This window comes from Microbacterium sufflavum (genome assembly GCF_023101165.1).
Classification (GTDB): Bacteria; Actinomycetota; Actinomycetes; order Actinomycetales; family Microbacteriaceae; genus Microbacterium; species Microbacterium sufflavum.
Window position 1 is genome coordinate 1,573,439 of the sequence record NZ_CP078076.1, and the last position, 18,496, is coordinate 1,591,934.

Genomic DNA, 18,496 nt, shown 5'->3' on the forward strand with positions numbered 1-18,496 from the left:
CATGACAATGACCCCCGAGCAGGCCGCCTGGTTCCACGGCACCTTCACGCGCCTGGTGGAGAACGTCGACAAGGCGGTGCAGGGCAAGCGCGAGATCGTCGGGCTCGTGCTCGCCTCGATGCTGGCCGAGGGCCACGTGCTGCTGGAGGATGCCCCCGGCACCGGCAAGACGAGCCTCGCGAAGGCGCTCGCCGCGACCGTGCAGGGCACCAGTGCGCGCATCCAGTTCACGCCCGACCTGCTGCCCTCCGACGTGACCGGTGTGACGATCTACGACCAGCAGTCGCACCGCTTCGAGTTCCACAAGGGCCCGATCTTCGCGTCGATCGTGCTCGCCGACGAGATCAACCGCGCCTCGCCGAAGACGCAGTCCGCGCTGCTGGAGGTCATGGAGGAGTCGCGGGTCACGGTCGACGGCGTGACCCACGAGACGGGCCGCCCGTTCCTCGTGATCGCCACGCAGAACCCGGTCGAGCAGGCGGGAACGTACAAGCTGCCGGAGGCGCAGCTCGACCGCTTCCTGATCAAGACCTCGATCGGCTACCCCGACCTCGCGGTGACCGAGAGCATCCTCGCCGGGGCGTCGGACCGCAACCCGTCGGCCGGGCTGTCGGCCATCATCACCACGAGCGCCGTGGCCGACATGGCCGACCTGGCCGCGACCGTGCACGTCGAGCCTGCGGTGCTGCGCTACGTGGCCGAGCTCGCCGAGGCCACCCGTGCCGACGGCGCGATCCGGCTCGGCGTCTCGGTGCGCGGCGCGATCGCGATGGTCCGCATCGCCAAGGTGTGGGCGGCGGCGCAGGGCCGCCACTACGTGCTGCCCGACGACATCAAGGCGCTCGCCCGCCCCGTGTGGCAGCACCGTCTGCTGCTCGACGCCGAGGCCGAGTTCGCCGGCACCAGCAGCGACACCGTGATCGCCCGCGTGCTCGACGGCGTCGCAGCCCCCCAGGCCCGAGCGGCGGCCTGATGACGGCGGAGGCTCTGCAGGCGCCGCCCGCGCCGACCGACCGCGACGCCGGCTGGCGGGACATCGCGGCGGTCCTCGGCGCGCGCGCCCTGTCGCGCCTCCGCCTCATGGCCGCGGCCGTGCGCCCTCTGGCGTGGGTGCTGATGGGCCTCGCCGTCGGGTTCTGGATCCTCGGGCAGGTCGCCGGGTGGGCGGAGTTCACGATCGCCGCGATCGTGATCGCGATGGCCGTCGCCGTGTGCGCGCTGTTCCTGATCGGTCGCACGGCCTACGACGTCTCGCTCGACCTCGCCCGCACCCGCGTCGTGGTGGGGGAGCGGGCCGTGGGCGCCCTCACGCTCGCGAACCGGGGCTCGCGCGCCATCCTCCCGTCGCGCGTGGTGCTGCCCGTCGGCTCCGGCCGCGGCGAGTTCGGCATCCAGCGCCTCGCACCGGGCGAGGAGGCGGAGGAGCTGTTCGCGATCCCCACGCACAAGCGCGGCGTGGTCAAGGTCGGCCCGGTGAGCGTGGTGCGCGGCGACCCGCTCGGCCTGTTCGAGCGTGCGCACCGCCGCGACGAGCCGGTCGACCTGTTCGTGCACCCCCGCACGGTGCTGTTCGACGGGCAGTCGCTCGGCTACCTGCGCGACCTGGAGGGCCTGCCCGCCGCCGACCTGTCGCGCGACGACGTGTCGTTCCACGCGCTGCTGGAGTATCAGCCGGGCGACGACCTGCGCCACGTGCACTGGCGCTCCACGGCCCGCACCGGCACCATGATGGTGCGCCAGTACGAGGAGACGCGCCGCTCGCACTTCGTGATCGGGCTGTCGCGCTCGACGGCGGAGTACGCGACCGACGACGACTTCGAGCTGGCGATCTCGGCGGCGGGATCGATCGGCCTGCGGGCGCTGCGCGACTCGCAGCGCGTCGACATGCGCGTGCAGGGGCGCGAGCTCCCCTCCGGCACCGGCAAGCAGCTGCTCGACTCGCTCTCGGCCGTCGAGGGCAGCAAGCCCAAGGAGGGCGGCATCGCCGAGCTCGCGGGGGTGGTCGCCGCGACCATGCCGCTCGCGAGCGTGGTGGTGCTCGTGTGCGGGTCGCGCGTGCGCGCGGACGACCTGCGGCTCGCCTGCTCGCGCCTGCCGTTCGGCGCCCGCGTGCTCGCCGTCGTCGCCGACACCTCGGTGGACACCCCGGCGCTGCGCCGCATCGGCGACGCCGACGTGGTGACGGTCGGCGCGCTGGCACAGATCCCCCTCGCCCTGCAGAAGGTGCTCGCATGACCGCGCCCGCCACCGCCGCCCCCGCCCCCGTCGCGCTCCCGCTGCGCCGCTGGATCCTCGACCTCGGGGCGACCGCGCTGCTGGTGCTCACGGCGCTCGTCGGCTTCTGGCCCACGTTCGCCGGGCCCTCGTTCCTGCCCGCCGTGGTCGGCGGGGTCGTGCTGGGCCTCGCGATCGCGGCCGTGTCGGCGTGGCGCCGCTGGGGCATCCTGATCGTCGCGGGCCTCACGGTCGCGGCGTACTTCGTGTTCGGCGGGGCCCTCGCGCTTCCGCACACGGCACTGCTCGGGGTGGTGCCGTCGCTGGAGACGCTGCAGAAGCTCGCGCTCGGCACCGTCACATCGTGGAAGCAGCTGCTCACGACGGTCGCCCCGGTCGCGGCCGCCGACGGCCACCTCGTGGCACCGTTCCTGCTGGCGCTGGTGACCACGACCCTCACGGCCTCGCTCGCGCTGCGGCTGCGGTCGGTCGCGTGGGCGCTGATCCCGGCCGGCGTGCTGCTGATGCTGGTGATCGCGCTCGGCACGCCCGAACCGGCGTTCCCGCTCGTGCAGGGCCTGGTGTTCGCGCTGGTCAGCATGGCCTGGCTGGCGCTGCGGCAGCTGTGGGCGCCGCAGAACATGGCCGTGTCGGTGAGCGAGGTCGACCCCGCCCGTGCCGCGCACATGCGGATGCGGCGGCTGCTGGCCGGTGTCGCCGTGCTCGCGGTGGCCGGCGGGGCGGGCGTGGCCACGAGCGCCCTCGCCGCGCCCGCGCAGCCGCGGCACGTGTTCCGCGACGTGATCATCCCGCCGTTCGACATCCGCGACTACCCCAGCCCGCTGCAGGCGTTCCGCAAGAACGTGCGCGACGAGGCCGACGAGACGCTGTTCACGGTGCAGGGGCTGCCCAAGGGCGCCCGCATCCGCACGGCCGTGATGGACCAGTTCGACGGCATGGTCTACAACGTCACCGACGGCGGGCCCACGTCGTCGAGCGCCTTCGCCCCGCTGCGCTCGGCCATGGCGCCCGAGGCGGAGGGCGTCCCGGTGACGCTCAAGATCGCGATCGACGGCTACCGCGGGGTGTGGATGCCCACGGCCGGGCAGCTCGACGAGATCCGGTTCGACGGCGACCGCGCGGAGGACCTGCGCCGCGGCACCTACGTCAACACCTCGACCGGGACCGCGGTCGCCACCCCGACGCTGGAGAAGGGCGACGAGTACGCCGTCGACGCCGTGATCCCGACGCAGCCCGACGACGAGCAGCTCGCCGAGGTGCCGTTCGGTCGCGTGACCATGCCGAAGCCCAGCAACGTGCCCGAGGAGCTCACCGCGCTCGCGGCCGAGACCGTGTCGGGGGCGGAGAGCCCGATCGAGCAGGTGCGGGCGCTGGAGAACTTCCTCTCCGAGGGCGGGTTCTTCAGCCACGGCCTGGAGGGCGAGGTGCTGTCGCGCGCTGGTCACACGGCCGAGCGCATCTCGACGCTCATCGGCGGCGAGCAGATGATCGGCGACGACGAGCAGTACGCGGTGGCGATGGCGCTGCTGGCCGGACAGCTCGACATCCCGGCGCGCGTCGTGATGGGGTACTACCCCGACGAGGAGCAGGCGGGCGAGGCCGTGTTCGAGGCGACGGGCGACACCGTGCACGCCTGGGTCGAGGTGAACTTCGACGGGATCGGGTGGGTGACGTTCAACCCCACGCCGCCCGAGGACCAGGTGCCGAACGACCAGAACACCAAGCCGCGCGTCGACCCGAAGCCGCAGGTGCTGCAGCCGCCGCCTCCGCCGCAGGAGCCGGTCGACCTGCCGCCGACCCTGCCGGACGACCGCGAGTCGGAGGACGAGAGCCTCAACCTCGCGGGCATCATCGGCGCGATCCTGCTGATCGGCGGGATCTCGCTGGCCGTGATCGCGCTGCTCATGTCGCCATTCATCGTGATCGGGGCGTGGAAGGCCGCGAGGCGGCGGGCGCGGCGATCGGCCGCGCGCACCGCCGACCGCATCAGCGGCGGGTGGGATGAGCTCACCGACCGCGCGGTCGACTACGGCGCGCGGCTCGCCCCGGGCGGCACCCGCGGCGAGGAGGCGGCCGTGGTCGCGTCGACGCTGACGGTGCCGCAGGTCACGACCCTCGCCGAGCGCGCCGACGCCGAGGTGTTCGGGCCGACGGAGCCGACGGCGCAGGACGTGGACGCCTTCTGGAGCGAGGTCGACGAGATCGTCGGCGGCCTCGGCGAGCAGGCCGGGTTCTGGAAGCGCGTCAAGGCACGGCTGAGCCTGCGCTCGCTGCTCGGCGGCACCGCGGTGTCGCAGGGCTTCCAGAGCCTGAAGGAGGCGGCGGCCGCGCGCGTGCGCCGCGAACCTGGCACCATCAAGAGCAACGACGAGACGCCCCCGCCGTCGACCGAGAGTGAGACCCCATGACGCCGCCCGCGCTCACGCAGATCGCGCCGATCTCCCGCCGGGTGATCGCCTACGTCATCGACGCCGCGATCGCGGCGGGCCTCGGCATCCTGCTCGGCGGCGGTCTGCTGGTGGCCACCTCGCTGTCGGGCGGCCTGGAGGCCTCGCTCCTGACGCTGCTGATCGGCGGGCCGATCGTGAGCCTCGTGCTGCTGGCGTGGTTCGTCGTCTACACCGTGATGCAGGCCGGAAAGGGCTCGATCGGCATGCGCGCGCAGGGTCTGCGCCTGGCCACCGCGGCGGACGGTGCCCCGCTGGGCTTCGGGCGTGCCCTGCTGCGCAACATCGTCTTCGGTCTGGCCGGTGCGATCGTGGTGGGCTACTTCAGCCCGCTGTTCGACGGCTCCGGACGCTTCCAGGGCTGGCATGACAAGGCCGTCGGGTCGCTGATGCTCGACGCGCGGGTCGCGGCACCCGAGCCGGAGCCGGAGCCGGAGCCCGTGGTCGAGGCCCCGCCGCTGCTGCCCGCCCCGTCGTTCGAGCGGCTGCCCCCGGCACCCATGCCCGGGTTCGCGCCCGCCGGTGCGCCCGCAGCGCCCGAGCCCGCGGTGTCGGCCGTTTCGGCCGTGGAACCGGTGACGCCCGCGGCACCCGCGCCCGCTCTTCCCGCGCAGGACTCCGGGATGATCGCGTACGTCCCCGGCATCACGCAGGACTCCCGCCCCGCGCGGCCTGCGGCACCTGCGGCTCCGGCTCCGGCGGCTCCTGCGGCTGCGGCTGCGGCTCCGGTGGCGCCTCCGGCTCCCGCGGACTCGGCTGCGCCCGCGGCGGCGACTCCGGCTCCCGCGGCGGCTCCCGCCCCGGCTGCCCCACCCGCTCCGGTCACGCCGGCAACCGGCACCCCGACCCCACCCGCCCCCGCATCCGCGCCCGCCGCCCCCGCATCCGCACCCGCCGCATCCGCGCCCGCCGCCTCCGCGCCTGCCCCCGCCGTCGTCGCGCCCGCGACCGACGACCTGGAGGAGACGCGCATCAGCATCCCCGGGCACCGGCTGGTCTTCACGTGGGACGACGGCACCCGCGTCCCGGTCTCGCGGCGCACGGTGTTCGGCCGCAACCCCGCGGTCGAGGAGGGCGCGGTGATCGTGCCCGTGCGCGACGAGACGCTGTCGCTGTCGAAGACGCACTTCGAGGCCGCGTCCGAGGCCTCGGGTGGCTGGGTGCTCGACCGGCACTCCACGAACGGCCTCACGATCGTGCGCGACGGTCAGCGCATCGCGTGCCCGGCCGGCCAGCGCGTGCCGATCCGGCTCGGCGACGTGATCGAGATCGGCGACCGCGTGGTGATGGTCGGAGGTTACGCATGACCGCCCCGCTCGTGGTGTCCACGGGGGCTGCGACCCACTCGGGTCTGCGCCGCCCGCTCAACGAAGACGCCTACATGGCCAGCTCCCCCCTGTTCCTGGTCGCCGACGGCATGGGCGGCCACGAGGCGGGGGAGCGCGCGAGCGCCGCGGTGATCGACGAGTTCGCGCGCTTCATCGGTCGCACCGACCTGGAGCTCGACGACCTGCTCGAGGCGCTGGCGCGGGCGCGAACGGCGGTCGAGGAGCTGTCCACGACCGGCAACGGCCGCGCGGGCACCACTCTCAGCGGCGTGGTCGTCGCCTCGGTCGAGGGCATGGGCTACTGGCTCACGGTCAACATCGGCGACTCGCGCACCTACCGCTTCGCGGACGGCGAGCTGGAGCAGATCAGCGTCGACCACTCGGTGGTGCAGGAGCTCATCGAGTCGGGCGAGCTGACGATCGAGGAGGCCGCGCACGACCGCCGCCGCAACATCATCACGCGCGCGATCGGCGCGAGCAGCACGGGCGACGCGGACTACTGGCTGTTCCCGGCCGAGCTCGGCGACCGCATGCTCATCTGCTCCGACGGGCTCACGACCGAGGTGCCCGACGCCCGCATCACCCAGATCCTCGGCGCGGAGCCTGATCCGCAGCGCGCCGCCGACCTCCTGGTCGACGAGGCCGTGCAGGCCGGTGGCCGGGACAACATCACCGTGGTCGTCGTCGACGCGGTGTCGGTCGCGTCGCGACCGGGCACGCTGCTGCTGTCCGACGACACCGACATCGACGCCGACACGCGCCCGCGCGAGGCCGCAGCAGGAGGGGTTCGCTGATGCAGACGATCTACCGACCGGGACCGTGGTACCTGATCGTGATCCCCGGCGCCCTGGTGGCGCTGCCGCCCGACGTGCCCGGCGCGACCGTGACGACGCTCTGGGAGCGCCTGCCCGCGGAGCGCAGCCTCGCCACGGTCATCGACGTGCTCACGACGCAGGCCGGCGGTTCGTTCTCCGCCATGCCGCCGTTCGTCGCGGCCGTGCTGGAGGGGTCCGACGCCCGCGTGGCCGTGCGCGGTGCCCTCACGGTGCGCGTGACCGGCGCGGACAGCGAGACCGCGTCGTTCTCCGGCGCCGACGTGACCACGTGGAGCGAGCGATTCGTCCCCGGTGCGTCGGCGGTCGAGATCACGGTGGACGACGACGCCGCCGGCACCGCCCTGCCCGTGCACACCGGGATCGTCCTGGCCGCCGCGGTCAGCGCCGAGCTGGAGCCGGCCGACGCCGAGGCCCTCGGGGGCTCCGCGGGTCCGGCACCCGTGCTCGCCGAGGCGCCGCGCCCCGCCGCCTCCGCGACCGCCGTACCGTCCGGCACCCCGTCCGCCCCGGCCGCCCCGGTCGCGGGCACCGCGGTGCCGCTCCCGCCGCCGCCGTCCGGCCTTCCGGTGCCCGGGGGCTTCGCGTCGGAGGATGCCGCGGCCGACGCCGCTGCGGTGGCCGCCGCCGACGAGGGCCCCACCGCGGCCGACGAGCCGCAGGAGGCCGAGCAGCCCCCCGCGACCGCCGACGACGCCGCGACCCCCGACGACGCCGCGACCACCAATGACGCCGGCCCCGCCGACGACGCGGCGCCCGATGCGACGCTCGTGCCCACCGAGGCCACGCTTGCGCCGCCCGTGGACGAGTTCGACCACCTGTGGGGCGCGACCGTGCACACGCCGATCGAGGCCGCCGCGGTGCGTCCGAGCGAGGAGCCCGAGTCCGCTCCGGTCCCGCCGCCCGCCGCGGGCGACCACGACGGCTCCACCATCTCCGCCGCCGAGCTGCGCGACCTGCGGCAGCAGCCCGCGGCGGCGCCCGACGCCCCCACCGAGGTCATCCCGGTCGCCGCGCCCGCCGCGGTGTCGACCGGACGCATCCGCGTCTCGACCGGACAGGTGGTCACGCTCGACCGCACGGTCATCATCGGCCGTCGCCCGCGCTCGACCAGGGCCAGCGGGGCGAACATGCCGCACCTGATCGCGGTCGAGAGCCCGCAGCAGGACATCTCGCGCAGCCACCTCGAGGTGCGTCCCGAGGGCGACACCGTGGTGGTCATCGACCTGCACACGACGAACGGCTCGACGCTGCTGCGCCCCGGTGCCGACCCGGTGCGGCTGCACCCCGGCGAGCAGACGCTCGTGCTGTCCGGCGACGTGGTGGACCTCGGTGACGGCGTGACCGTCGCGTTCGAGGACCTGCCGTGAGTCGTCGCCCCTCCCCGCCGCCCGCCCTGCCCGGCTTCACCTATGTGGAGCCGCTGGGCACGGGCGGCTTCGCCGACGTCTTCCTGTACGAGCAGGAGATGCCGCGGCGCCGGGTCGCGGTGAAGGTGCTGCTCGCCGACCGCATCTCCAGCGGAGCGGCACAGGAGTTCGCCGACGAGGCGAACGTGATGGCGATGCTGTCCACGCACCCCGCGATCGTCACGATCTATCAGGCGGGTGTCGCGGGCGACGGGCGCCCGTACCTGGTGATGGAGTACTGCCCGCGGCCGAACCTGCAGCTGCGCTCGCGCAAGGAGCCGTTCTCGGTGGCCGAGGCGCTGCGCGTCGGCGTCCAGGTCGCGGGGGCCGTGGAGACCGCGCATCGTGCGGGCGTGCTGCACCGCGACATCAAGCCGGCGAACATCCTCGTCACGGAGTACAACCGTCCGGCCCTGACCGACTTCGGCATCGCGTCCACCACGGGCGCGACGGGCGAGGCGTCGGGCATGTCGATCCCGTGGTCGCCGCCGGAGTCGTTCGCCGAGCCGCCGCAGAGCGGTCCGCGCACCGACGTGTGGGCGCTGGGTGCCACGCTGTACACGCTGCTCGCGGGGCGTTCGCCGTTCGAGCGCCCGGGGGAGCGCAACTCCAGCGCCGACCTGATCGAGCGCATCGAACGGGCGGCGCTGCCCCCGCTCGGCCGTCCCGACTCGCCCGAGAGCCTGCAGCGGCTGCTCGAGCGGGCGATGGCCAAGAACCCCGACGACCGCTTCCCGAGCGCGGTCGCCTTCGCCCGGGCGCTGCAGAAGGTGCAGATCGAGCTGTCGCACTCGGTCACGCCGATCGACATCGTCGACGACCACCCGCCCGCGGAAGACCTGGAGGACGACAACGACGGCCTGACCCGGGTGCGGGAGATCGTCAGCATCGACCCCGGCATGTCCACCTCGACGCGGCCGTCGGCGGCCACGCAGCCCAAGGGTCCGTCGGTCGTGGTGCCCGATGCCCCGCGGTTCGACTCCCCGCCGCGTCCGGAGCCCGACGTGGAGCAGACGCAGCGTCGCGACACCGCCGCGACCGCCGCCGCTGCACCCGCGACCGGCACCGCCGGCACCCTCGCCGCCGCGGCCTCCGCCCCCTCGAGCCCCGCCGCGCCCGGCCCCGACCGCGACGACCGCACGATCCTGCGTCCGCCGCAGGTCGTGCAGCCCGAGGCCCCCGCGCCCGTGCGCGCTCCCGAGCCGGTCGCTCCGGCCGTCCAGGCCCCGGCCGACGCGGAGCCGTCCGCCCCGCGGTCGCGCCGCGGGCTGTGGATCGGGCTCGCCGCGGCCGCGGTGGTCGTGGTCGTCGGCGGCATCGTGGGCCTCAACGTGCTCGTGTCCGGCCTCACGCCCGACCCGGGGCCGGAGAGCACCGAGTCCGCGGTCGACCCGCAGGACCCGGTGTCCGACGCGGTGCCCAAGGTCACCGAGCTCGCGGGCACCCGGGCCGGGGAGCAGGTCACGTTCACGTGGCAGAACCCCGACCCGCAGGAGGACGACAGCTTCATCTGGACCGAGACCGGCAGCGCGGCCGACGGAGCCGTGAAGCAGGTGGCGGAGCCGACCGTCACGTTCGCCCCGGCGTCGGCCGGCGAGGTGTGCATCGAGGTCATGCTGCGCCGCGGCGACGGCAGGGCGTCCGAGCCCGTGACGGGGTGCGTGGAGTGAGCGCGGTGGCGGGGGTCACGGTCGAGTTCGCGGGCGAGTACTACCCGATCGACCACGGGAACCGGTTCGTGGTCGGGCGCGAGGGCGACCTGGCCCTCGACGACAACCTGTTCCTGCACCGGCACTTCCTGGAGATCAGCGAGGGCGACGGCCTGTGGTGGCTGACGAACATCGGCACCCGCCTCACAGCCACCGTCACCGACTCGGCCGGCGGTGTGCAGGCGTGGCTCGCGCCGGGGGCGCGGCTGCCGCTCGTGTTCGAGACCACCACGGTGGTCTTCAGCGCGGGACCGACCACGTACGAGCTGGTGCTGCACGCCGCGGAGCCCGCGTTCCGTGCCACCAAGCGCGACTACGACGACGACGGCATGTCCACGATCGGCGACGTGCCGCTCACGCTGAGCCAGAAGCTGCTGATCCTGGCGCTCGCCGAGCCGCAGCTTCGTCGCGACGGCACGGGCATGAGCGAGATCCCGTCGTCGGCCAAGGCGGCCGAGCGGCTCGGGTGGACGGTCACGCGGTTCAACCGCAAGCTCGACAACGTGTGCGACAAGTTCGACCGCGTCGGCGTGCCCGGCATGCGCGGCGGTCAGCGCAGCTTCGCGACCAACCGCCGTGCGCGTCTGGTGGAGCACGTGATCGCGTCGCGTCTCGTCACGAAGGACGACCTCCCGCTGCTGGACGCCCCGCAGCCGAGCGAGGCAGAGGGAGACAACGAGTGAAGGTACGGCTGACCCTGCTGCGTCAGGGCGCGGCATCCAGCGACATCGAGGTCACGGCGGAGAGCACGGCGACGATCGGCGAGATCGCCGCGATGATCGTGCGCGCCGATCCGCTGGGCTCCTTCGCGCACGCCGACCCGGCCGCCGTGACCCTGGAGGCGTACAGCTCGGTGGTGTCGGGGGCGGGCGACCTGCTCGCGCCGGAGTCCACGTTCGCGCACGTCGGACTGGCGCACGGCGCCACGGTCCGTGTGGTCCCCGCGTCGTACGAGCAGCGTCCCGTGGTCGGCCGCATGGAGGTCGGTGCGGGCCCCGGTGCGCGCTCGATCGCGCTGACCCGCGGCACGATCGTGCTCGGTCGCGACGAGTCGTGCGACGTGGTGATCGACGACCCGCTGGTGTCGAAGAAGCACGCGCGACTGGAGATCGGCGACCGTGTCGAGCTGATCGACCTGAACTCCGCAAACGGCATCCTCGTCGACGGCGCCTCGGTCGTGCGCCTGGTGGCGGCGGAGGGCGAGCTGTCGGTCGTGCTGGGCGACACCCCCGTGCGCGTCAAGGTCGAGGCGGGTGCCACGACGCCGTCGCCCGCGGAGGCCTCCATCCGCCAGGTCGAGTTCGTGCGCTCGCCGCGCGTCGAGGAGCGGTACCTGGGCGAGGAGCTCGACGGCACCGACCTCCCCGTGCCCGCCCGCAAGCAGCCGTTCCCGCTGCTGACGCTCGTCGCCCCGCTGCTCATGGGCGGCGCGATGTACGCGTTCACGCAGAACCTGCTGTCGATCATGTTCGTGGCGCTGTCGCCGCTGCTGATGATCGGCACGTGGCTCACCACGAAGAACCAGCAGAAGCGCGAGCTGGAAGAGGACAAGAAGCGCTTCGAGGAGCAGCTGGAGCGCCTGGACGCGCGGCTGCAGAGCGAGCGCGACCGGGAGATCGATGTGCGCCGCCGCGAGGTGCCGCTGCTGCGCGAGATCAGCGACGCCGCGCTCACCGCCGGTCCGCTGGTGTGGACGCGGCGCACCGAGCACTGGTCGTTCCTGCACGTGCGACTCGGGATCGGCGACACCGCCTCGCGCAGCTCGGTGAAGGACTCCAACGGCCGCGACCGCGCGATCCCGGAGTACGTCGACCGCCTGGACGCGGTCGTCGAGGCGACCAGGATCGTGCCGCAGGTGCCGATCCTGGAGGACCTGACCGACGTCGGCGCGCTCGGCATCGCGGGCCTCGGCGGCCGCTCGACCGGATACGCCAGGGCCCTGCTCGCGCAGCTCGCCGGGCTGCACGCACCCGCCGATGTCGGGGTGGTGGGCCTGTGGGGTCCGCGCTGGGGCGCTCAGCTGGCCGATGCGAAGTGGCTGCCGCACGCGTGGTCGGCGCAGGCCGTGCTGGGTGTGCAGCCGATCGGCGACGGTCCCACCTCGGCTGGGCAGATCGTCGCGCGCCTGGAGGAGCTGATCGCGCAGCGCTCGAACCGCAGCGGCGACGCGGTGGAGCTCGGGGCGCTGGAGGCCGAGAAGGCCGCGACGAACAGCGGCTCGAAGGTCGGCGAGGACTCCCGCAGCCGTCATGACGCGGTGCCCAAGCCCGCGATCGTCGTGCTGATCGCGCCGGACGCCCCGGTCGACCGCGGCCGCCTGATCCAGCTGTCCGAGCGTGCGGCCACCCGCGGCATCTTCCCGGTCTGGCTCACGGAGGACGCGGCCGCCCTGCCCGCGTCGTGCCGCACGTTCGTCGAGCTCGGGTCGACCGACAGCGCGCACTTCGTCCGGCTCGGCGAGGTGATCGACGACCTGTCCGTCGACGAGCTCACGCGGGAGCAGTTCGCGGTGTTCGCGCGCGCTCTGGCGCGTCTGACCGACGCGGGCGAGGTCGCCCTGGACCGCAGCGACGTGCCGCGCACGATCTCGATGCTGCACCTGCTCGGCCGCGACATGGCCACGCAGCCGGAGAGCGTGATCGACCGGTGGACGCAGAACGACTCGCTGCACTCCCGGCGCAAGGTCGGCTCCGCGCGCCGGTACCAGCCGAAGCTCCGCGCCCTGGTCGGCGCGGGGGCGGAGGGCGCCCTGCAGCTCGACCTCCGGCAGCAGGGCCCGCACGCGCTCGTGGGCGGGACCACCGGTTCCGGCAAGAGCGAGTTCCTGCAGGCGTGGGTGCTCGGCATGGCGACCGAGTACAGCCCGGAGCGCCTGACGTTCCTCTTCGTGGACTACAAGGGCGGCTCGGCGTTCGCGGATTGTGTGAGCCTGCCGCACTGCGTGGGCATCGTGACCGACCTGAACGAGCACCTGGTGCGCCGCGTGCTGGTCAGCCTCCGCGCCGAGCTGCACTACCGGGAGCACCTGTTCAACCGCAAGAAGGCGAAGGACATCCTGGAGCTGGAGCGCGCGGGCGACCCGCAGGCCCCGCCCGCCCTGGTGCTCGTGATCGACGAGTTCGCGGCGCTGGCGAAGGAGGTGCCGGAGTTCGTCGACGGCGTGATCGACATCGCCCAGCGCGGGCGCTCCCTCGGCATCCACCTCATCATGGCCACGCAGCGTCCGGCCGGTGTCATCAAGGACAACCTGCGGGCGAACACGAACCTCCGGGTCGCGCTGCGCATGGCCGACGAGACCGACAGCAACGACGTGATCGGCACGAAGGACGCGGCGCTGTTCGATCCGGGCACGCCCGGCCGCGGCATCGCGAAGACGGGTCCCGGCCGCATGACGCTGTTCCAGTCGGCGTACTCGGGCGGCTGGAGCCTGGGGGAGGACGACGGCACCGACGTCTCCATCGCCGCGTTCGGCTCGACGGACCAGGGCCCGTGGGAGCTGCCGATCGACGAGAACGCGGTCGTGGTCGACGACGACCTCGGCCCGAACGACCAGCAGCGTCTGGTGAGCACGATGGTGCTCGCCGCGCAGGCCGCGCAGGTCGCCCAGCCGCGGCGTCCGTGGCTCGACGAGCTGGCGCCGACGTTCGACCAGCTCAAGCTGCCGCAGCGCACCGATGCGGCCCTGCTGCTCGGCGTGATCGACGAGCCCGAGCGTCAGGAGCAGGTGCCGTTCCACTTCCTGCCCGACACCGAGGGCCACATGGTCATCTACGGCACCAGCGGCTCCGGCAAGTCGGCGGCCCTGCGCACGCTCGCGGTGTCGGCGGGCATCACGCCGCGCGGCGGACCCGTGCACGTGTACGGTCTCGACTTCGGCTCGGGCGCGCTGCGCATGCTGGAGCCCCTGCCCCACGTGGGTTCGGTCATCTCGGGCGACGACGCCGAGCGGGTCGCCCGGCTGTTCGCGACGCTGCGTCAGGAGCTCGACCGCCGCGGCGACGCGTATTCGGCGGTGGGCGCGGCGACCCTCACCGAATACCGGCAGCTGTCGGGCAAGAGCGACGAGCCGCGCATCGTGGTGCTGATCGACGGGTTCGCGGCGTTCCGCAACGACTACGAGGCCGTGATCGGCCGCACCGACACGTACAACGCGCTGCAGGAGGTGCTGTCCGACGGCCGTGCGGTCGGCATCCACGTGGTGCTGTCGGCCGACCGGTTCCAGAGCATCCCGAGCGCGCTGAACGCGATGATCCAGCGCCGCGTGGTGCTGCGCATGGCCGACACCGACGCGTACAACATCCTCAACGTGCCCAAGGACGTGCTCACGCCGGAATCGGTGCCGGGGCGTGCGATCGTGGGCGAGAACGAGGCGCAGATCGCGATCATCGGCGGTACGCGCAGCATGAAGGAGCAGTCGCTGGCGATCGAGCGGATGGCCGCGTCGATGTCGCGCCGCGGCGTGCCCGACGCGCCGCCGGTGCGTGCGCTGCCGCTCAGCTACGGGCTGGAGGAGGTGCCGGCGACGGTCGGCGACCAGCTCGTGGTGGGTCTGGCGGACAGCGACCTCGGTCCGTTCGGCATCGAGCCGACCGGCACGTTCGTGATCGCCGGTCCGCCCGCGAGCGGCAAGAGCAACGCGCTGGCCGCGATCACGCAGCAGGTGCTGCGGGCGCGACCGGGCACGCCGACGCTGTTCCTCGGGTCGACCCGCTCCCCGGCGCGCCACGCGGTGTCGTGGACCGCGACGGCGGCGGACGGCATCAGCGGCACCGCGGCCGTGGCCGAGATCGTGGAGAAGGCCGAGCAGGGCCTGAAGCCGGTCGTGGCGGTGGAGGGCGTCGCGGAGTTCGCGTCGTCGCTGCTCGAGATGCCGCTGTCCGACCTGGTCAAGCGCGCGACGCGCGGCGAGCTGCTGCTGCTGTTCACGGGCGACACGAGCGAGTGGACCAGCAACTTCGGGCTGCTCGGCGAGATCAAGCAGGCGCGGCGCGGTGTGGTGCTCCAGCCGGAGACGATCGACGGCGAGCTCGTGCTCAAGGCGCCCCTGCCCCGCATCGGCCGCGGCGAGTTCCCGGTCGGCCGGGCGGTGCTGGCGCAGCGCGGCAAGATCGTGCGGGTGCAGTTCCCGCTCGTGGTCCCCGAGACCGTCTGACCGGCGGCACGCCGCCGCCCATACGAAAGCCATAGCCCCGCCAGAGGCTCCTGATCATCGGGGCGGGCACCATGGTGACTCCCGACGCCCCCGAAGGAGCCGCCATGAGCCCGAGTCCCGAACCCACGCCCACACCGCGGGGCCCCGCCTACGAGGGGCGACTGCTGCCGCGTACCGAGGAAGAGGTCGTCGATCAGGGGGCCGCGTTCGACCTGGGCACGCTGTTCAGCCGGCGCGGCGTGCTCGGGCTGGTGGGACTGGGGGCCGCGTCCGCCGCGCTCGCAGCCTGCGCGCCGCTGTCGTCCGGAGCCGGCACGACCGCCGCACCCACGGCCGACCCGGGGAGCGACGGCACCGCGACGACGGGCGTGGACGGCGAGATCCCCGACGAGACGGCAGGCCCCTATCCGGGCGACGGCTCGAACGGCCCCGACGTGCTGGAGGAGTCCGGGATCGTCCGGCGCGACATCCGCTCGAGCATCGACGGGGGCGCGACGGCCGAGGGGGTGCCGCTGACGTTCGAGCTCACGGTGCTCGACCTCGCGAACGGCGGGGTGCCCTTCGCCGGGGTCGCCGTGTACGCGTGGCACTGCACGGCGCAGGGGGAGTACTCGATGTACTCCTCGGGCCTGGAGGATGTGACCTACCTCCGCGGCGTGCAGGTCGCGGATGCGGACGGCCGTGTCTCCTTCACGTCGATCTTCCCCGGCTGCTACTCGGGACGGTGGCCGCACATCCACTTCGAGGTGTACCCCGACGTCTCCGCGATCACCGACTCGACCGCTGCCATCGCGACCTCGCAGCTGGCGCTGCCCGAAGCCGCGTGCACGGCTGTGTACGCGCTGCCGGCCTACGACGGCTCGGCCGGGAACCTCGCGCAGACCTCGCTCGACGCCGACATGGTGTTCGGCGATGACGGGGGTGCCCTGCAGCTCGCGAGCATCGCCGGCGACACCGGCACCGGCTACCGCGCATCGCTCATGGTGGGCGTCGACACCACGACGACGCCGAGCGCCGGCGGCGCCCCGCAGGGTGGTCCCGGCGCGGGTGGGCGACCGCCGGGGAGCTGATGGGGACTTCTCCCCATTTGCGTGGCGGGTGCCCTTCGTTACTCTCGAAGAACAAGAACACCTCCGGCACCGGCCGGGGCGACCGGAAGGTAACACCAATGACGAACCTCAAAGTCAGCTACGCCGACATGAAGGACGCTGCTGGCCGTCTCCGCACGGGCCAGCAGGACATCGAGACCCAGCTCAAGAACCTGCGCGCCTACGTGTCGCAGCTCGTCTCGGGCGGCTTCGTGACCACGTCCGCCTCGGGTGCGTTCGACGCCTCGTACGCGCAGTTCAACCAGGGTGCCACCGCGACCATCGCGGGCATCGAGGGCATGGCCCGCTTCCTCGACGTCGCGGCCCAGTCGCTGCAGTCGACCGACGAGCAGCTCGCGGCGCAGATCCGCCAGTAACGCCTCAGCGAGAAGAGGGGATGCCGATCCGGCATCCCCTCTTCTGCGTCTCCGGGCGCTGTCCCCGACCCCGCACGAGGACGGATGCGGCACGCTCCGCGTCACCCGCGTCGGCATATTGCCATGCGCATGACCCGTGCATACCGTGACTTCCGAAACACGCTGACGGGGGCTGGCGTTTCGGAAAGCACTCTCGTTTCGAGGCTTCATCCTGCCCGCAGCGGGAAAGGAAGAGATCATGGAGACGACGATGAAGAGCAACGACAATGGGCGGCGGTTCGCGCGCTGGGGAAAGCTGGCGGTGGCGTCGGGAGCCGTCGCGGTCGCCTGCGGGATCGCGTTCGCGGCTCCCGCCTCGGCCGATGACGGCTACGGAGGCTACGACTTCGGCTCCGGCAACACGTACAGCTGGGGCCAGGGGTACGACGGCGGCTACGGCTACGGCAGCTCCTACGGCGACGGGTGGGGTCAGCCCAACGGATCGTCGAACTGGTGGGCGTCGAACGACGTCGTGCAGAACGTGCTGCAGGGCAACTCCTGGGCCGGAGCGCCCAGCGTGCAGAACTCGGGATACTCGCCGCAGCAGGTCTCCTCGTGGGGCAACAGCCTGTTCTCGTCGTGGTGGCGCTGAACGCTCGTCGCGTTTCGGTCGCGCAGCGGTGAGCACGAGTTCCTGACCGCGTCGGCGGCCCCCACCGCGCAGAGTTCGACCCCTGGACGTCCGGACGTCCAGGGGTCGAGGTCTGCTCAGCGGAGGGCCGCGGCCGCGTCGGCCAGATGCCGGGCGTTGTGGTTGAGCACCTTCACGATGATGCCGTGGCGGCGCAGCTCGGCGACCGTGCGGGCGCCTTCCTCGCTGTCGCGGCCGAGCGCGGCGATCGTCGCGACGACCAGCACGTCACCGGCGTGCAGGGTGCCGATGAGACGGGCGATCCGGTCGCTCCAGCTCTCCAGGATGTCCGGGGCCGGATGGCGGAAGCCCTCGATGGGCACGCCGAAGCGGGTGAGGTCGGCGCGCTGCTCCACAACCGAGGGCATGTCGTCGCGGGAGACGACGAGGCCGACCAGGCGGGAGCCATCGGGCCGGGCGAGCCAGAAGTTGCGGTTCGCCTGCAGCTCGGTGAAGCACTTGGGGCACTCGGCGGCCGCGTGCGGCAGATGCAGCGGGCTCGTCAGGGCCTCGTCGACGGATGCCGCCGTCGTGGGTTCGATCGTCTCGCTCATCGCGCACCTCCGTCCTCCATTGTGCCCTGTCCGCGATCCGATCTGTGCCCTGCGGGCACCCGCCGGGCGTCCGGTTTTGCACCCGTGGCGGGAGCCCGACCAGAATAGGGGTCATGCGTCGCCTCACCGCTGTCCTTCTCGCGTCCGCCTCGCTCCTCCTGCTGGCCGGATGCGCCCCATCGGAGGACGAGCGGCGCGGCGACCTCGCGGCCGAACTGGAGGGCATCGACGGCGTGGACATCGCGCGCGTGGACAGCGTCGAGGTCGTGGTCGCGACCGAACCGGGGCTGTCCGAGGACGACTCCGCGGAGGTGCTGCAGGGCGTGCGCGATCTCGTGCTCGCGCAGGACGACGCCGAGGACTACACCTCCGTCGCCGTCTGGTTCTACGGACAGGGCGAGAGCTCGTGGACCGGTGACTGGGGCCTCGGCGCGATCGCCGCGGACGGGTTCGACCAGCAGGCGGCGTTCCTCGCGTCGCTCGCCGGCTGGGACGGCGTCACCGCCGCCGATGCTCCCGTGAGCAGCGTCGAGCTGAAGGTGACGCGGAACGACGACCAGGTCGTGGAGCTCACGGCGAGCGCCGAGTCGGCGGGTGTCGCGGACGAGTGGAAGACCGAACTGCAGGAGCTGTGGACCTCCAGCGGCGGTGACGCGGATCAGGCGATCCGCTGGCGCTGAGCGAACGCGCCCCG

At 73.1% G+C, this 18,496-nt stretch carries 14 protein-coding genes; 13 read left to right on the forward strand and 1 reads right to left on the reverse strand.

Annotated features, from left to right (window positions below):
* The first annotated feature begins 1 nt into the window (after position 1).
* The 12 genes from KV394_RS07720 to KV394_RS07775 all read left to right on the forward strand — a co-directional run bounded on the left by KV394_RS07720 (position 2) and on the right by KV394_RS07775 (position 17,209).
* Positions 2-973 (forward strand): AAA family ATPase, encoded by a 972-nt coding sequence (locus KV394_RS07720; RefSeq protein ID WP_136030098.1) that lies wholly within the window; start codon positions 2-4, stop codon positions 971-973.
* Positions 973-2,235 (forward strand): DUF58 domain-containing protein, encoded by a 1,263-nt coding sequence (locus KV394_RS07725; protein ID WP_247982729.1) that lies wholly within the window; start codon positions 973-975, stop codon positions 2,233-2,235. Before KV394_RS07720 ends, KV394_RS07725 begins: the two co-directional genes overlap by 1 nt.
* Positions 2,232-4,643: a transglutaminase family protein gene (locus KV394_RS07730; RefSeq protein WP_136030102.1), complete on the forward strand. Its 2,412-nt coding sequence runs from the start codon at positions 2,232-2,234 to the stop codon at positions 4,641-4,643. The genes KV394_RS07725 and KV394_RS07730 overlap by 4 nt, the downstream gene beginning before the upstream one ends.
* Positions 4,640-5,989 carry an RDD family protein gene (locus KV394_RS17375; protein WP_282187151.1) on the forward strand — a complete coding sequence of 450 codons (1,350 nt, stop codon included), beginning with the start codon at positions 4,640-4,642 and terminating at the stop codon, positions 5,987-5,989. Before KV394_RS07730 ends, KV394_RS17375 begins: the two co-directional genes overlap by 4 nt.
* The gene (locus KV394_RS07740; protein ID WP_136031075.1) at positions 5,986-6,804 is read left to right on the forward strand and encodes a PP2C family protein-serine/threonine phosphatase; all 819 of its coding nucleotides are present in this window, start codon (positions 5,986-5,988) and stop codon (positions 6,802-6,804) included. Before KV394_RS17375 ends, KV394_RS07740 begins: the two co-directional genes overlap by 4 nt.
* The gene (locus KV394_RS07745) at positions 6,804-8,213 is read left to right on the forward strand and encodes an FHA domain-containing protein (RefSeq protein ID WP_247982730.1); all 1,410 of its coding nucleotides are present in this window, start codon (positions 6,804-6,806) and stop codon (positions 8,211-8,213) included. Before KV394_RS07740 ends, KV394_RS07745 begins: the two co-directional genes overlap by 1 nt.
* Positions 8,210-9,922, forward strand: coding sequence for a serine/threonine-protein kinase (locus KV394_RS07750; RefSeq protein WP_247982731.1), 1,713 nt, complete (start codon positions 8,210-8,212; stop codon positions 9,920-9,922). The genes KV394_RS07745 and KV394_RS07750 overlap by 4 nt, the downstream gene beginning before the upstream one ends.
* Positions 9,923-9,927: 5 nt before the next feature.
* Positions 9,928-10,644 (forward strand): hypothetical protein, encoded by a 717-nt coding sequence (locus tag KV394_RS07755; protein ID WP_372490605.1) that lies wholly within the window; start codon positions 9,928-9,930, stop codon positions 10,642-10,644.
* On the forward strand, positions 10,641-15,113 hold the full coding sequence (locus tag KV394_RS07760) for an FtsK/SpoIIIE domain-containing protein (RefSeq protein ID WP_247982732.1): 4,473 nt from the start codon (positions 10,641-10,643) through the stop codon (positions 15,111-15,113). The genes KV394_RS07755 and KV394_RS07760 overlap by 4 nt, the downstream gene beginning before the upstream one ends.
* Positions 15,114-15,217: 104 nt before the next feature.
* On the forward strand, positions 15,218-16,183 hold the full coding sequence (locus KV394_RS07765) for an intradiol ring-cleavage dioxygenase (protein ID WP_247638299.1): 966 nt from the start codon (positions 15,218-15,220) through the stop codon (positions 16,181-16,183).
* A gap of 98 nt (positions 16,184-16,281) precedes the next feature.
* A complete protein-coding gene (locus tag KV394_RS07770) occupies positions 16,282-16,578 on the forward strand; it encodes a WXG100 family type VII secretion target (protein WP_017204355.1) in 297 nt (98 codons plus the stop codon).
* A 238-nt stretch (positions 16,579-16,816) separates the two neighbouring features.
* Positions 16,817-17,209: a hypothetical protein gene (locus tag KV394_RS07775; RefSeq protein ID WP_136044625.1), complete on the forward strand. Its 393-nt coding sequence runs from the start codon at positions 16,817-16,819 to the stop codon at positions 17,207-17,209.
* Between the two features lie 116 nt (positions 17,210-17,325).
* Here KV394_RS07775 and KV394_RS07780 read toward each other — a convergent pair whose 3' ends face one another.
* Positions 17,326-17,802, reverse strand: a complete 477-nt coding sequence (locus KV394_RS07780; RefSeq protein ID WP_136029314.1) for a recombinase family protein — start codon at positions 17,800-17,802, stop codon at positions 17,326-17,328.
* Positions 17,803-17,915: 113 nt separating this feature from the next.
* Between KV394_RS07780 and KV394_RS07785 the strand changes: the two genes are divergently transcribed.
* Positions 17,916-18,482 (forward strand): hypothetical protein, encoded by a 567-nt coding sequence (locus KV394_RS07785; RefSeq protein ID WP_247982733.1) that lies wholly within the window; start codon positions 17,916-17,918, stop codon positions 18,480-18,482.
* The last annotated feature ends 14 nt before the right edge of the window (positions 18,483-18,496 follow it).